This is a genomic window from Streptomyces sp. WMMC500, from assembly GCF_027497195.1.
Taxonomy (GTDB): domain Bacteria; phylum Actinomycetota; class Actinomycetes; order Streptomycetales; family Streptomycetaceae; genus Streptomyces.
Window position 1 is genome coordinate 6,324,542 of sequence record NZ_CP114905.1, and the last position, 15,580, is coordinate 6,340,121.

Here is a 15,580-nt window from a genome sequence, read left to right on the forward strand (position 1 = left end):
TGTGCGTGCGAATCCGTCCCGGTGCCGGGGCGGCGAACTCGCGCGCCGGTCCTTTCACAGCCCGGTCGGCTGAAGTGTCGGCTGAAGGGCGGGGCCGCTTCGGTGGGCGGCCCCGCCGAGGGCGGCGAGTCGGCTCAGCGGTCCCGGGCGAGCGCGTACAGCTCGCGCAGGAGGCTTCCCTCCGTGGCGACCAAGGAGTCGAAGGTGCCCTCCTCGCGGATGCGTCCCTGGTCGAGGACGATGACGCGGTCGGCCATCCGCACGTTGTCCAGGCGGTGCGTGACCACCACGGTGATCCGGTCGGGGGCCATCTCGCGGAGCCGGCGGAAGACCAGGTGCTCGCCGCGGGCGTCCATCTCGCTGGTCGGCTCGTCCAGGACGAGTACGGCCGGCTCCCGGTACATCGCCCGCGCGCAGGCCAGACGCTGCCACTGCCCGCCGGACAGCTCGTGCCCGCCCCACACCGAGCGGGCCAGCAGGGTGTCGAGTCGGTCGGGGAGCGTGTGGAGCTTCTCGGCCATGCCGACGCGTTCCGCGGCGTCCCAGACGCGGTCGTCGGTGTGCTCGCGGGGCTGGCCGAGGGTGATGTTCTCCCGGGCGGCCAGCGGCCAGTGCCCGTTGTCCTGGGGGACGAGGCCGACGTGCCGCCAGACCGACTCCGCGTCGGCGGTGGCGAGATCGGTGCCGTCCCAGCAGACGGTCCCGCCGGTCGGCACCGTCAGTCCCGTGAGCATGCGGATCAGGGTGGACTTGCCGGCGCCGTTCTCGCCGACCAGGGCGACGACCTCACCGCGGTTCAGGGTGAGGGTGACCGGGTGCAGCGCGGGGGCGTCCTTGCCCGGGTAGGTGAACTCGGCCTCGCACAGGCGGATCTGCTGCGGCGCCCTTGCCCGGGTGGTGCCGCGGGCCGTGGCCATCGAGCGGACTTCGTCGACGAAGTCGTAGTAGTCGCCGAGGTAGAGCCCGTGGTGGAACATCACCGCCCCGTACCGGACGATCGAGTTCAGAGCCCGTCCCGCGGTCTGCGAGGCGACGACGGCGGTGCCGGCGATCGCGGTGGACATGGCTCCCGAGAGGGCGAGCGCGGCCAGCGCCGCCCACATGCCGAGCGTGAACACGCCCGCCAGGGAGGCCGCGAGAAGCGTCACGAGCAGGTACGGGCGCGCGCCCTGCAGTTCGCGGCCTTCGACCCGGTCGCACATCACCCGGTACCAGGAGTACAGGTAGGGGCGCATGGAGTTGGCGCGCAGCTCGTCGGCGAGATCGGGGGTGGTCAGCCACCAGCGCATCATGCCGCGCACGGTCCGGGCGGAGATGGTGCGGTCGTGGACGCGGTAGTCGATGCGCGCGGCGATCACGCCGCCCATGCCCCGGGGGATGACCGACAGCAGCAGCACGCCCAGGAGCAGGGGGTGGAGGGAGGTGAGGACGGTCGCGGCGGACACGAGCTGGACGAGGCCGTTGGTCAGGGTCTTGGCGTCGTCCGCGAGGTCGACCGCCCGGAGGGCGCCGATCTCCGCGGCCCGGCTGCGGTCGGTGAAGCCCTCGGTGTCGTAGGCGGACAGCTCGGCCTTCATGTGGAGGTCGACCAGGGTGAGATCGACCGCGGAGGCGATCTTCGGGTTCAGCCTTCGGGTGGCCCAGTCCGCGAGGATCCACATCCCGGCGCCCGCCGCCATCGCGACGACCGCGACGGTCAACGCGGGCCATGCCGCCGTCAGCCCGGTACGGGCGTCGGAGGTGGCGAGGTGGGGCATCGCCCGGGAGACCGCGGTGAGCATGACGGCGGTGCCGATGCCGGACAGCACCTGGCACACGAGGATCGTGAGGGTCATGCGGCGGTCGACGGACCAGGCCAGCCGGGCCGACTGGGCGAGCGCGGCCGGGATGCGGCGGGCCATGTCCCGCAGCGTCGCGTCGTCCATGGCCCGGCGGTGCTTGCGGCCGTGGTAGTCCAGCTCGGGGGGAGCCGAGGGCTGCGGACCCGCCGGTCGTGCCGCGGGAACGGCCGCCGTGTCCCGGGCCCCGGCGCCGGCCGTCGGCGCGACGCTGGACGCGCGCAGAGGGGACTTCCTGTCGCTCATGCCCCCCACCTCGGTGACGGTCGTGATGCCGATGCGAACGGAGCGCGGCGCGCGGCGGCCGGACGCTGGAGAACCGCGGGCTTGGCGGGCCGGGAGGGCTGGGCGGGAGGATTCTCGAAGGCGGGGTGGGCGGCGGGAAGGGGACGTACGGGATTCACGGATTTCTCCTCGGTGGGGATCGGGCAGAGCACCCCGGACAACGTGACTGCTCACGCGCCCGATACGGGGCGTACCGGGCGACGGGTCGAGCGCAGGTTCGAGGTGGGGTGCGGGGCGCAGGCACGGTCGGCACCCGCGCCCGCTGGATTCACCCGGCAAGCGGACAGCGGCGATGGCATGACCCGGGCGGGGGATTGCGTGCAGGCGTCGAGAGCACCGGTCTCCTCGAGGGGCGTGAGGGATCTGCGGGAGGAAACCGTCGGTCACGCCACTGACAACCGCGCGGATGCGGTGCCGTGATCCGGACATTTCCAGCGCCTCCGCCGGCGCAGCGCAACGCTCCTGCAAGCGGCCGGGTGGCCTGGGACGGAGTCGGGAGAAAGGATTCTTGAACCGGGTGGTGGATCCCCGAAGCCGAGCGGTCGGCGAGATGGCCGGAACTGCCCGGACGGCGGTGTCCGGCTGGTCGGATTACGTGACGGCAGACCGCTCGCGGGGCAGACCGGCGGCGGACGGCCCCCGGCCGCGGCGGGAGCAGCGGCATCACCGCCCTGACCCCGCTGTGCGGCGGCAAGCCGATCCACATCGACCTCCACCCGACCCGGGCACGCCCCGAACCAGGCGTACCGGCGCACCAGCACATCGACGTCCGCTACGTCTTCCGCACCCGGGGCGCCCCCGAGGTGACTCTGCCGGCTGAGAAGGCGCGGCGCCGAATGCCCGGTTTCAGGCCGCGTCAGCCGGAAAGAGATCATGATGGTCGGCCGGCGTCGAGTGACCCGTCGGAGAGTGGGGAGTGAGTCTCTGATCCGCGATCCGCAGGTTGGGCCCTCCCTGGGGGAGGAGGGCAGCCCTGCGCCCCCGGCAGGACTCGAACCTGCGACCAAGCGCTTAGAAGGCGCCTGCTCTATCCGCTGAGCTACGGGGGCCGGTGTGGCGTGGAACGGTGGCCGGGCTCGGCGGATCCGTGACCTTGCCAGTGGACAAGGATAGGGCTCCGTTGAGCCACACCCGGTAGCTTCACTCCGGCACCACCTTGTGGAGGTTCAGTGAAGCCTCCCGATAATCGCAGGCGAGTGCGATTCGCGCATCGCTTTTTTCCGCGTGGCGCCGGTGGTGTTGTGCAGTCGTTATGCCCGCGTGGCGGGAGCTTCTGGGTTGAAGAACGCGCGCTGCGGGGCTAAACGCTTTCAAATTCGGATGGAAGCGGGCATTCTTCGCATGTGGCGACCTCGGACGTACGGCCTGACCTGCTGAACGCACTCTCCGCCCTCCGCGAGTGCGTCGCCGCCGCGCGCTTTCCGCTCCCCCTGCCCGGGGCGGACGGAGCGCGGCGGAGCAGGGCGGAACTGCTGGCCCAGCTCGACGACTACCTGGTGCCCCGGCTGGACCGGCCGGACGCGCCGCTGCTCGCGGTGGTCGGCGGATCGACGGGGGCGGGGAAGTCCACGCTGGTCAACTCGCTCGTCGGCAGATGCGTCAGCGAGTCCGGCGTGTTGCGGCCCACGACCCGCATGCCCGTGCTCGTCTGCCACCCCGACGACCAGTCCTGGTTCGCCGGGCAGCGGGTCCTGCCGCGGCTGACGCGGGTGTGGATGCCGCGCCAGGACGGCGCGCACGGGCGTGTCGAGGCGTATGAGTCGTACGGCGCGTACGAGGCCCAGGAGATCGCGGAGCCGTACGGGGACGGCGGTCTGTCCGGTGCGGCGTACGGGGCGAGCAGGGGTGCCTCCGGGGCGTACGGCGTGCGTGATCCGTACGGCACCCGGGACGGCCTGGCGCCGGACGGACTGATGCCGGACGGTCCGGTGCGCGGTGGTCCGGCGCGACGCGGTCCGGTGCGGGGGCCCGCGACCTTCGGCGAGGGCGGTGGCGGGCCCGACGGGACCCTGCTGCGGATCGAGGTCGACGAGAACATGCCGAGCGGCCTCGCCCTCCTCGACGCCCCCGACATCGACTCCCTCGCCGGGCACGCCCGCGAGCTGGCCGCCGAGCTGGTGTGCGCCGCGGACGTGTGGGTGCTGGTGACGACCGCCTCGCGGTACGCCGACGCGGTGCCCTGGCACCTGCTGCGTACGGCGAAGGAGTACGACGTCAGCCTGGTCACCGTGCTCGACCGCGTGCCGCACCAGGTCGCCGGCGAGATCTCCCTGCAGTACGCGACGCTGCTGCGCAGGGCCGGGCTCGGCGACGTGCCGCGCTTCACCGTCCCCGAACTCCCCGAGTCCGCCGGCGGCGGCAGCGGGCTGCTGCCCGCCACGGCGGTGCAGCAGTTGCGCGACTGGCTCGCCCACCGCGCCCGGGACCCGCGGGCCCGCGCGGACGCGGCCGTGCGGACCGCGAACGGCGTGCTCGCGTCGCTGCGTTCCCGGGTCACGTCGCTGGCCGGGGCGTGCGCCGCGCAGCACGCGGCGGCGACGCGGATGACGCACCGCGTGGAGCGGGCGTACGAGGAGGCCGCGGAGCAGGCGCACGCCGACCTCGTCGGGGGCACCGCGTTCGGCGGCGACGCCCTCGCGCACTACCGCAACCGTGCCCTCACCGGCACCTCCGCCGCCCTCCTCGACGCCCTGACCGGCAGCGTCGCCGCCGTCCTGTACTGCGCCGTGGCCGCCGCCGACGAACGGTTCGCCGCCGAGCTGCGCCGCGAGCCGGCCGCGGCGGCGGTGCCCTTCGGCGAGGCGGGCGCGGGGGCGCAGGAGCGGGTGGGCGTGCTCGTACGGCGCTGGCAGCGCTGCCTGGAGGAACTGGCCGACGAGGCGTTGCGGGCGGCGGAGCCGCCGGCGGACGCGGAGCCGGAGGAGGTCGCTGCGCTGCTGGCGGTGGCGCTGCTCGGCGGCGCGAACGGGCAGGGCGCGGCGGACGAACTGGCCGCGCTGCTGGGCGCGAAGGGCGGGTTGCGGCTGCGGAGCCGGGGCGGGCGGCTGCTCGGCACGTACTTCGACCGGGTGCTCGACGGAGAGCGGGATCGCCGGCTGGCGGCGGTCGAAGCCCTGGAGGCGCAGTCGGGTCAGCAGGCTCAGTTGATCGCGGCCATGTCAGTGCTGCAGCGGGAGAAGTGACGGGAGAGGTGGGCGAGGTGCGCGCGGAGGAGACGCCGGGACGCGGCGAGTCGGCGGAGGTTCCGCTTCCGATTGGGGAGGCGGCGGAGCGGGTGACGGCGGTCGGCAGGGCGGACGGGGTGGGCGAGGTGGCCGAGTTTCATGGGGTCGCGGGGGAGATCGGGGAGGGAGAACCGGCCGGACTCGGCGGAGACGGGGCCGAGGGGACGCTGCTCGGTGCGGCCTCGGCTTCGGTGCCCGCGCCCGCCGGGATGTGGGACGACGGGCTGATCGCGCGGCGCGCGGCGCGCTGGGGCGAGCGGCGGGGGCTGCGGCAGGCGGTAGGGGCGGAGGGCGGTGCGGGGGTCGGCGCGGGGGTCGGCGCATCCGTGCCGGGAGCGGAGGGCGACGGGGAGCCGGAGGACGGGGGTGCCGATCCCGCCGGCCGCGCGGTGGCGACCGCCTCGGGGGACGGGGTGGAGGCCGCGAACCGGGTGGATGCGGGGGACGGCGTGGACGCGGGGTGCGGGGTGGACGCGGAGGGCGGTTCGGGCGCTGGTGTGGGTGCTGGTGCTGGTGCCGCGGTCGGTGCCGGTGCCGGCGCCGGTGCGGAGTGCATGGCTCGGGCGGATGACGGCGGGCGAGAGGGCGGTGTCGCGGAGATGGGTGCGGACGGCGGGCCGGACGGAGCGGCGGCGCGGGTGCCGGAACCGCCGGGTGACGCGGCGGGGTCGGGTGGCCTCGGTGATGGCGCGGGCGCGGGCGCCGGCTCCGGTGCGGGGCCGGGTGACGACGCCTTCGGCGACGGCACGGCCCCCGCGGCGGGCCCGGTCGGCGGGGACTCCGTGGACGCCGGTGGGCGCGGTGGTGGCTACGGCGGTGACGCTCACGTGCCGGTTGCCGCGGAGCGGGGTCGCGGCGGGGCCGGTGCGGAGTACGGGGCGGACGCGGGGGTGCCGGGAGGATCCGTACCGCGTGCCGAAGGCCCTCTGCGCGGGCGGCTCGACGCGCTGCGCGAACTCGTCGGCCTCTCCCGTACGCGCCTCGACGGGCGCACGCTCGCCGAGGCCGGCCGCGTACTCGACGAGGCCGCCGACCGGCAGCGGCTCTCTCTCGACCACGCCGTCGTCGCCATCGCGGGCGCCACCGGCAGCGGCAAGTCCAGCCTCTTCAACGCTCTCGCCGGCGCGCCCCTCTCCGACGTCGGCGTGCGCAGGCCCACCACCTCCCTGCCCACCGCGTGCGCCTGGCGCGGCGCCCGCGACCACGTGCCGACCCTGCTCCTCGAACGCCTCGGGCTCCCGCCGCGCGCCGCCCGGCCGCTCCGCGACGACCTGGGACTGCGCGGGCTCGTCCTCGTCGACCTGCCCGACCACGACTCTGCGGTGGAGGAGCACCGCCGGCAGGTGGAGGAACTGCTGCGCCGGGTGGACGCGGTGATCTGGGTGGTCGACCCGGAGAAGTACGCGGACGCGGCGCTGCACGAGCGCTACCTCCAACCGCTGGCCGGCTACGCCGAGGTGATGTTCGTCGTCCTCAACCAGGTCGACCGGCTGCCCGCGAACGCCGTCGGGCAGGTGCTCGACGACCTGCGCCGGCTTCTCGACGAGGACGGCCTCGCGCTCGGCGAGCACGGCGAGCCCGGCGCGTGCGTGCTGGCGCTGTCCGCGCTCACCGGCGAGGGCGTGGGCGATCTGCGTGCGGAGCTGGTGTCGTTCGTCGCGGAGCGCCGCGCGGCCGAGCTCCGGCTGACCGCGGACGTGGACGAGGCGACGGCGCGGCTGCGCGAGGTGTACGTCGGTGCGGGCGGCGGGGCCGGGCTGGACGAGCGGATCAGGGCCGAGTTCGAGGACCGGCTCGCGGAGGCGGTGGGGGCGGCGGCCACGGGGCAGGCGGCGGAGCAGTTGTGGCTGCGGGAGGCGGAACAGGCGTGCGGGGCACGGCTGGTGGAGCTGTGGCGGCGCTGGCGGGCGGGGGCCGCCGGCGGCTTCGCCGACGTCGCGGCGGACCGGCCGCCCGCGGACGTGAGCGCGCTGATGCCGGACCCGCGGGACGGCGACCAGGGGCTGGTCCCGGCGCGGGCGGTGGTGGAGCAGGCCGTACGGACCGTCGCCGACGAGGCGGGCGCCGGGTTGCCGGCGCCGTGGGCGAAGGCGGTGCGCGAGGCGGGGGTGCGCGGTGCGGAGGGGCTCGCGGACGGGCTGACGCGGCAGTCGGCGGACCCGGGAGCGGGCACGCGGGCGCCGGAGGAGTCCGGCGCCGACGAGCCGGCCGTGGCCGGTCCGGGGGTCCCCGGGCCCGGTGCGGGCGACGGGGTCCGGCCGGGCGGTGTGCCGCGGCCGCGGTGGTGGTCGGTCGTGGGCGCGGTGCAGCGCGGGCTGCTCGGCGTGCAGGCGCTGGCCGTGCTGTGGCTGGTCGCGGCGGTGTTCGGCGGCACCGGCGTGCCGTGGCCGCTGCCGCTGACCCTCGCGGCGGTGTCCGCCGCGGCCGGCCCCGGGCTGGCGCTGGCCTGCCGGTTCGCGGCCCGCGGGCCGGCCCGGCGGTACGGCGAGGAGGCGGAGCGCCGGCTGCGCGAGTCGGCGGCGGCGCGGGGGCGGGCGCGGGTGCTGGAGCCGATGGCGGCGGAACTGCTGCGCTACCGCGAGGTGCGGGAGCAGTACGCCGCGGCGGTGGGCGGCGGCACACGTCCCTGACCTGCTGGGACGCCGCCGGTGCCGGAGTTATCCACAGGGGTCGCGCGTTCGGCGCCGGGCGGGCAGCATGGGAGATCGGCGGGCAGGTGAAGTGCCCGGACGGGGGAGGTGCGTTGGAGATGAACGAGACGATGGTGACCGTGGTGGGGAACGCCGCGACGAGCGCGGACTACCGCACGACGCAGTCGGGGGTGGCGGCGGTGCGGTTCCGCCTGGCGGCCACGGCGCGGCGGTTCGACCAGGCGAGCGGTAGCTGGACCGATGCGTACACGAACTTCTTCACGGTCTGGGCCTGGCGCCAGTTGGCGGACAACGTGGCGGCTTCCGTGGCCATCGGCGAACCGCTGCTGGTGCGGGGCCGGTTGCGGGTCAGGGAGTACGAGAAGGACGGCGTGCGCTGCACGGACCCGACGATCGACGCGACCGCGGTGGGGCACGACCTCGGCTGGGGCACGGCGGCCTTCCGCCGGGTGTCGCGCGTGCGGCAGCCCTTCGCGGACCCGTCCGGCACGGACCTGGCCGTCGCGGTACGGGACGCCCTGGCACCGGCGTCGGAGAACGGGGTTCCGGGTACGGCGGAAGCAGAGCGCCGACCGGTGCTGACACCGGACCCGGGCTGACGCGGAACGCCGTCGGGCCGGCCAGGAACCGGAACCGGGCGGCCCCCGGACCGGCCCCCGGGCGGCCCAAGGCGGCCCAAGGCGGCCCAAGGCGGCCCGGGGCAGCCCGAGGCGGGCCGGGTCGGGCCCGGGAACCGTCGCCGGCCCGCGGCTCACGTGGCCGCCGGCGGGCCTGGCGTTGGCCGCGCGGTGACAGTTCCGAGACGATCAGTTCGAGTGGGGCGCGAGAACTTCTGCCGGTCCGCTGGGGTCTGCCCGAAATAGTCGTTGCCCCATGTAACGATTGCGTTCTAAAACCCCGTTCCCTTGGGGCATTTGAGGTTCGCGGGACGAGGGGAGTCCATAGGATTCCGAGCGGCTCGTCGAGCCCGGAGCGAAGGCGTTCTTACGGCGGGGGCAATCCGAGCCTTGACCAACCCGCCCGGAGGGGATTTTCGACCATGACTTCTGTTCGGAGGCCGTCACATCGGCGGTCTGCTCGGCTCACCGCGGCAGTGCTGGCCGCGGGCCTGGCCACCGCCGGTGCGATAGCCGGCGCCGGCCCCGCGGCGGCGCAGGACGTGCCGCCCGCCAACGGCGCCACCGCCACCCTGGGCGGGCTCACGATCAAGGACACCGCGATCGTCCACGGCGACGGCGGTGCCACGGAGATGGGTGCCGGTCTGTTCGAGATGGCCGTCGACCAGGGCGGCACCATCCAGACCTACTGCATCGACTTCGGCAACCCCACCCAGCCGGAGGCCAAGTACCAGGAGGTGCCCTGGAGCTCCTCCTCGCTGCAGAACAACCCCGACGCGGGGAAGATCAACTGGATTCTGCAGAACTCCTACCCGCAGGTGGACGACCTCTCCGCGCTCGCGCAGAAGGCCGGTGCGGGTGAGCTGACCGAGAACACCGCGGCGGCCGGCACCCAGATCGCGATCTGGCGCTTCTCCGACAAGGTGAACGTCGAGGCCAAGGACCCCGAGGCGGAGAAGCTGGCCGACTACCTCGAGGCCGGTGCCCAGGCCATCGAGGAGCCCGCGCCCTCGCTGAACCTCGGTCCGACGGCGGTCTCCGGCAAGTCCGGTGAGAAGCTCGGCCCGGTGACGGTGAACACCGACGCCGCCAGCGCCAACCTCTCGCTGTCGCCGGAGGCGGAGTCCGCCGGCGTCAAGGTCGTGGACGCCAACGGCGAGGCCCTGACCAGCGCCGCCGACGGTGCCGAGGTCTTCCTCGACGTGCCCGCCGGTACCCCCGACGGCTCGGCGACCCTGACCGCCGAGGCCACCACGCAGGTCCCGGTCGGCCGTGCCTTCGCCGGCGTCGGTGAGCACGCGAAGAGCCAGACCCAGATCCTGGCCGGCTCCAGCGACACCACCGTCACCGCGCAGGCCACCGCCACGTGGGCGAGCAAGGGTCCGATCCCGGCCCTGTCCGCGGACAAGAACTGCGCCAAGGGCGGCGTGGACGTGACCGCCGAGAACAAGGGCGACCAGCCCTTCTCCTTCGAGCTGGCGGGCGAGTCCCACACCGTGGCGCCGGGCGAGTCCAAGACCGTGCTGGTCGAGGTCGCCGAGGACCAGGCCTACGAGATCACCATCAACGGTGACAACGGCTTCAGCGAGAAGTTCACCGGCGTGCTCGACTGCGAGACCGCGGGCAACGACACTCCGGCCCCGAGCGAGCCGAGCCCGGCCTCCGCCGGCGGCTCCGCCGGCGGTGACGACTCCGACGACGGCGAGGACCTGGCGAACACCGGTGGCAGCAGCGCCACCCCGGTGATCGCGGGCGTGGCCATCGGCCTGGTCGTGGTCGGCGGTGCGACCGTCTTCCTGCTCCGCCGCCGCGGCAGCAGCGCCGACGCCGCCTGACGACGGCCCTCCGGCCGGCACCGGGAAGCGCGTAGCCGCGCCGAACGGTACCGGCCGGCGGACGTCGGCCGACGGCTGACGCTCTGCACGACACAGGGGCCGGGTCCTTCGGGACCCGGCCCCTTCGCGTACCCGCGAGGCGGCTCCGCCGGCGCCGAAGGCCGCCTGGCACAGCACGACGCACGAGGTGGCCCCGGTAGGCCGCAGGCGGCGCCGCCCACGGCCCGCCCGCGCGGCGCGCGTACGGCCCGCGCCCGGGCCCGGCCGGCGTCCGCGCCGTGCGCGCCGGCGCCCGCGCCGAGAGCCGGCTCCGCGGCCCGTACCGCCTCCGCTCTGCGGCCCGTGCGTCTCCGCCCGGCGCGCTCCGTGCCTCGCCCGCCCGGTGGCCCGCGTTCCCCCGTCCCTCCGCGTCCCGCCCCGTCCCGCGCCGTCCCCGCCGGGGGCGTTTTCGTGCGAGGCGGCGCGTGCGGCAAGATGGGTGCATCTGCCCACCTCGGATCTGCCGGACGGTTTCTCTTGGCTGAGTTCATCTACACCATGCGCAAGGCACGCAAGGCGCACGGCGACAAGGTCATCCTTGACAACGTCACCTTGAACTTCCTGCCCGGCGCCAAGATCGGTGTCGTGGGCCCCAACGGCGCGGGGAAGTCCACCGTGCTCAAGATCATGGCCGGCCTGGAGCAGCCGTCGAACGGCGACGCCTTCCTCTCGCCCGGCTACAGCGTCGGCATCCTCCTCCAGGAGCCCCCGCTGAACGAGGAGAAGACCGTCCTCGAAAACGTCCAGGAGGGTGTCGCCGACACCAAGGGCAAGCTCGACCGGTTCAACGAGATCGCCGAGCAGATGGCGACCGACTACACCGACGAGCTCATGGAGGAGATGGGCAAGCTCCAGGAGGAGCTGGACCACGAGAACGCCTGGGACCTCGACGCCCAGCTCGACCAGGCCATGGACGCCCTCGGCTGCCCGCCCGGCGACTGGCCCGTCACCCACCTCTCGGGCGGCGAGCGCCGCCGCGTCGCGCTCTGCAGGCTGCTGCTGGAGGCCCCCGACCTCCTCCTCCTCGACGAGCCCACCAACCACCTCGACGCCGAGTCCGTCGCCTGGCTGGAGCAGCACCTCGCGCAGTACGAGGGCACCGTCGTCGCCATCACCCACGACCGGTACTTCCTCGACAACGTCGCCGGCTGGATCCTGGAGCTCGACCGCGGGCGCGCCTTCCCGTACGAGGGGAACTACTCCACGTACCTGGAGACCAAGGCCGCGCGGCTGAAGGTCGAGGGCCAGAAGGACGCCAAGCGGCAGAAGCGCCTGAAGGAAGAGCTGGAGTGGGTCCGCTCCAACGCCAAGGGCCGGCAGGCGAAGTCCAAGGCCCGTCTCGCCCGTTACGAGGAGATGGCGGCCGAGGCCGAGAAGATGCGCAAGCTGGACTTCGAGGAGATCCAGATCCCGCCGGGCCCGCGCCTGGGCAACGTCGTCGTCGAGGTCGAGAAGCTCAGCAAGGGCTTCGGCGAGAAGCTCCTCATCGAGGACCTGTCCTTCACCCTCCCGCGCAACGGCATCGTCGGCGTCATCGGCCCCAACGGCGCCGGCAAGACGACCCTGTTCAAGATGATCCTCGGCCAGGAGAAGCCGGACTCCGGCAACATCCGGGTCGGCGACACCGTCTCGGTCAGCTACGTCGACCAGTCGCGCGCCAACATCGAGGCCAAGAAGACGCTGTGGGAGGTCGTCTCCGACGGCCTCGACCACATCAACGTCGGCCAGGTCGAGATGCCCTCGCGGGCGTACGTGTCCGCCTTCGGCTTCAAGGGCCCGGACCAGCAGAAGCCCGCCGGCGTCCTGTCCGGCGGCGAGCGCAACCGCCTCAACCTCGCGCTCACCCTCAAGCAGGGCGGCAACCTGCTGCTGCTCGACGAGCCGACCAACGACCTCGACGTCGAGACCCTGTCCTCGCTGGAGAACGCGCTGCTGGAGTTCCCGGGCTGCGCCGTGGTCATCACCCACGACCGCTGGTTCCTGGACCGCATCGCGACGCACATCCTGGCGTACGAGGGCGACAGCAGGTGGTTCTGGTTCGAGGGCAACTTCGAGTCGTACGAGAAGAACAAGATCGAGCGGCTCGGCCCGGACGCCGCGCGCCCGCACCGCGCCACGTACAAGAAGCTCACCCGTGGCTGACGTGGCCCGGCACGTCTACCGCTGCCCGCTGCGGTGGGCGGACATGGACGCGTACGGCCACGTCAACAACGTGGAGTTCCTCCGCTATCTGGAGGAGGCCAGGATCGACTTCATGTTCCGGCTGGCGCCTGCCGAAGGAGGTGCCGCCGCCGGCGGCGGCACCTCCTTCGCGGGCGGGTCGGTCGTGGCGCGGCACGAGATCGACTACCGGCGCCAGCTCGTGCACCGGTACGAGCCGGTGACGGTCGAGGTGTGGGTGACGGAGGTCCGGGCGGCGGCGGCGACGCTGGCGTACGAGGTGAAGGACGGCCCGGAGGACGGCGGCGCGGTGTACGCGCGGGCGTCGACGGTCATCGTCCCGTACGACTTCGAGGCCGGCCGGCCGCGGCGGATCACGGCGGAGGAGCGGGCGTTCCTGGAGAAGTACCTCGGGCCGCCCGCGGAGTCCGGGCGGCCGGCGAAGCGGTCGCAGCCGGGCATGCCGACGCAGCCGGGCAGGCCCGGGGAGGCCGCGGCGGCATGACGCGGCGGCTGGTGTTCGCGGAGGGACGGCAGGCGGAGGGTCTGGCGGCGTTCCTGGGGCGGCTGTTGCGGTACGACAGGGGCGCGGCGGTACGGCTGCGGGTGGCGCGCGGCGCGGAGTCCGCGAGCGGGGCCGGGGCGGCGGCGCTGGCCGTCTTCGGGCACGCGCCGGCGCTGGAGGTGATCGTGGTCCGCACGGCGCTGCTGACCTCGGCGACGGAGCTGGACGAGACGGTCTCGGCGGGGGAGTTGGCGGAGGCGATCGACGCGGCGGCGGGCCGGGGCGCCGACGCAGGCCCCGGTCCGGACGAGGGCCGGGCGGCCGGGGGCGGTGAGCTGGCGGTGCCGCTGCCGCAGCCGGTGAGCGGGCCCGGCTGGGCCGGGCTGCTGCCGCCGAGGGCCGGCTGGGAGCCGGTGGCCGGGCTGCCGCGCCCCGAGGAACTGCGCGTCGCGGTGGCGGGCGCGGTCGCCGAGTTCAAGTCCCGGGTCGAGGCGCTGCCGGAGGAGAAGCGGACCCGCGCGGAGCTGGACCGCATAGGCGGCGACATCTGGAGCCGCACGCTGGGCGAGACCCCGCTCCCGCTGCGCGCCGCCCACGCCGCCCGCGTCTTCGGCCTCCTGCCCCGCACCGCGGACCCGGCAGGTCCGGTCCTGCTCGCCGCCGGCAACTGGCTCCGCCTGCGCACCTCGTACGGCTCGGTGGCCCTCCGCCGCACGGGGGGCCTGGGCCGGCTGGGCGTCACCCCGGTCTGAGCGCCCTGCGCGTAGCGCGCGCTGCGGCGGTACGGGACCGGAGGGCGGGCGGCGTGGCTGCCGGAGGGCCCGTACGGCCGGCGGGCGCGGGGGCATAGCGCCCGCGTGCGCCGGGCTCCCCCCGCCGCGCCCGCCCGCCGCGCCGCAGGGCGCGGGCGTGGCGGTCCCGGATCCGGCGCGGCGCGCTGCGGCGGTACGGGACGGAGGGGCGCGGTGTTGCCGCTGGGGGAGCCCGTGGGGGCTGGTGCGCGGGGGCTTCGCTGCTCGCGTGTGCCGCGTGCCGCGTGCCGCGGGCCCTGGCCCACGCCAGGCGGTTGCCGGCTGTGGTGCCCGCGGCTGCGGGGCTGTCGTGCGGTGCCGCCCGCTCGCCGCGCCGCAGGCGCCGGCGCGGCGGTCCCGGATGCCGGGCCCCCGGGCCGCCCCCGCCCGCCCGCCGCGCCGTAGGCGCTGGCGTGGCGGTCCCCGATCCCGCCCCGCCCGTGGGCCGGGCGGGGGCCGCCCGCGCCCGCCCGCCGCGCCGCAGGCGCTTGCGTGGCGGTCTCCGAGCCGCCCGGCCCGCGGGCCCTGGCTGGCCGGAACCCGCCCGCCCCGCTCCGCAGCCCGCCCGCCGCCCCGCGGCTGCGGTCACCGCGGGTGCTCCCCGTCCTCCCGGTCCGGGCTCACCCTGATGTGGTCCTCCTCCAGGTCCAGGACCACCCGGTCCCGGATCTCCAGGGCCTCCGTGTACCGCTGCGGGAGTTGTAGGCGGCCCGTGCGGTCCACCGCGGCGTACTCGCGGGCCACCACCCGCTCCTCCCCGCTCGCGTCGACCTCCGTGCGGCGTACCACCTCCGACGCCATCCGGCCGTCGCGGATCGCGACCGTGCGGCGGACCTGCGTCGCGACCGCCTGGTCGTGGGTGACGACGACGATCGTCGTGCCCAGCTCCTCGTTCGCCGTGCGGAAGGCGGCGAAGATCTGTTCCGCCGTCGCCGAGTCCAGCTCGCCCGTCGGCTCGTCCGCGAGGATCACCGCCGGGGAGTTGGCGAGCGCCACGGCGATCGCCGCGCGCTGCTGTTCGCCGCCGGACATCTGCTCCGGCCGGCGGTCGCGGCAGTGGGCGAGGCCGAGGAGCCCCAGGAGTTCCTCCGCGAACGCCACCCGGCGGCGCCGCGCCTGCCGGCCGCCGCCGCCGTCGCCGAGCTGCATCGGCAGCACGACGTTCTGCACGGCGGTCAGGTACGGCAGCAGGTTGCGCGCGGTCTGCTGCCAGACGAAGCCGACGACCTCCCGGCGGTAGCGCAGCCGCGCCCGCGCGTCCATGGCCAGCAGGTCGAAGCCGGCGACCGTGGCGGTGCCCGCGGTGGGGACGTCGAGGCCGGCGAGGATGCCGAGCAGGGTCGACTTGCCGCTGCCCGAGGCGCCGACCAGGGCCAGCAGCTCGCCCTCCGCGACCAGCAGGTCGAGACCCTGGAGCGCCTGCACCTCCACGCCGTCGGTGCGGAAGATGCGGACGAGCTGGTCGCAGGAGATCAGCGCGTCGTGCCCGTACGCCGGCTTCGCCCGCTGTTCCGCCGCCCGCCGCTCCAGGTCCGCGAGCGTCGCGCCGCCCGTGCGGCCGTTCATCGCGCCGCCCGTCCCGCCGTCCGCCGCGTCACCCGTCCCGCCGCTCGCCGTGCCGTCCGTCCCGCCGCC

At 75.0% G+C, this 15,580-nt stretch carries 9 protein-coding genes and 1 tRNA gene; 7 read left to right on the forward strand and 3 right to left on the reverse strand.

Annotated elements, in window-relative coordinates:
• Nucleotides 1-134: 134 nt before the first annotated feature.
• Nucleotides 135-1,901, reverse strand: a complete 1,767-nt coding sequence (locus O7599_RS27290) for an ABC transporter ATP-binding protein (protein WP_281623536.1) — start codon at nt 1,899-1,901, stop codon at nt 135-137.
• A 1,198-nt stretch (nt 1,902-3,099) separates the two neighbouring features.
• Nucleotides 3,100-3,172, reverse strand: a tRNA-Arg gene (locus O7599_RS27295).
• 294 nt (nt 3,173-3,466) lie between these two features.
• On the opposite strand from O7599_RS27295, the gene O7599_RS27300 reads away from it, so the two are divergent.
• The 7 genes from O7599_RS27300 (at nt 3,467) to O7599_RS27330 (ending at nt 13,906) form a co-directional block, all read left to right on the forward strand.
• Nucleotides 3,467-5,305 (forward strand): GTPase domain-containing protein, encoded by a 1,839-nt coding sequence (locus O7599_RS27300; RefSeq protein WP_281618254.1) that lies wholly within the window; start codon nt 3,467-3,469, stop codon nt 5,303-5,305.
• A 641-nt stretch (nt 5,306-5,946) separates the two neighbouring features.
• Nucleotides 5,947-7,977: a YfjP family GTPase gene (locus O7599_RS27305; protein ID WP_281623537.1), complete on the forward strand. Its 2,031-nt coding sequence runs from the start codon at nt 5,947-5,949 to the stop codon at nt 7,975-7,977.
• Between the two features lie 119 nt (nt 7,978-8,096).
• Complete coding sequence (gene ssb, locus O7599_RS27310) at nt 8,097-8,597, forward strand: single-stranded DNA-binding protein (protein WP_281618255.1); 501 nt, start codon at nt 8,097-8,099, stop codon at nt 8,595-8,597.
• 440 nt (nt 8,598-9,037) lie between these two features.
• A complete protein-coding gene (locus O7599_RS27315; protein ID WP_281618256.1) occupies nt 9,038-10,450 on the forward strand; it encodes a thioester domain-containing protein in 1,413 nt (470 codons plus the stop codon).
• Between the two features lie 516 nt (nt 10,451-10,966).
• Nucleotides 10,967-12,631 carry an energy-dependent translational throttle protein EttA gene (gene ettA / locus O7599_RS27320; protein WP_281618257.1) on the forward strand — a complete coding sequence of 555 codons (1,665 nt, stop codon included), beginning with the start codon at nt 10,967-10,969 and terminating at the stop codon, nt 12,629-12,631.
• A 1-nt stretch (nt 12,632) separates the two neighbouring features.
• Nucleotides 12,633-13,154, forward strand: a complete 522-nt coding sequence (locus O7599_RS27325) for a thioesterase family protein (protein ID WP_281623538.1) — start codon at nt 12,633-12,635, stop codon at nt 13,152-13,154.
• Nucleotides 13,151-13,906 carry a hypothetical protein gene (locus O7599_RS27330; RefSeq protein WP_281618258.1) on the forward strand — a complete coding sequence of 252 codons (756 nt, stop codon included), beginning with the start codon at nt 13,151-13,153 and terminating at the stop codon, nt 13,904-13,906. The genes O7599_RS27325 and O7599_RS27330 overlap by 4 nt, the downstream gene beginning before the upstream one ends.
• A gap of 624 nt (nt 13,907-14,530) precedes the next feature.
• Here O7599_RS27330 and O7599_RS27335 read toward each other — a convergent pair.
• Nucleotides 14,531-15,511: an ABC transporter ATP-binding protein gene (locus tag O7599_RS27335; RefSeq protein WP_281623539.1), complete on the reverse strand. Its 981-nt coding sequence runs from the start codon at nt 15,509-15,511 to the stop codon at nt 14,531-14,533.
• Nucleotides 15,512-15,580: the final 69 nt, after the last annotated feature.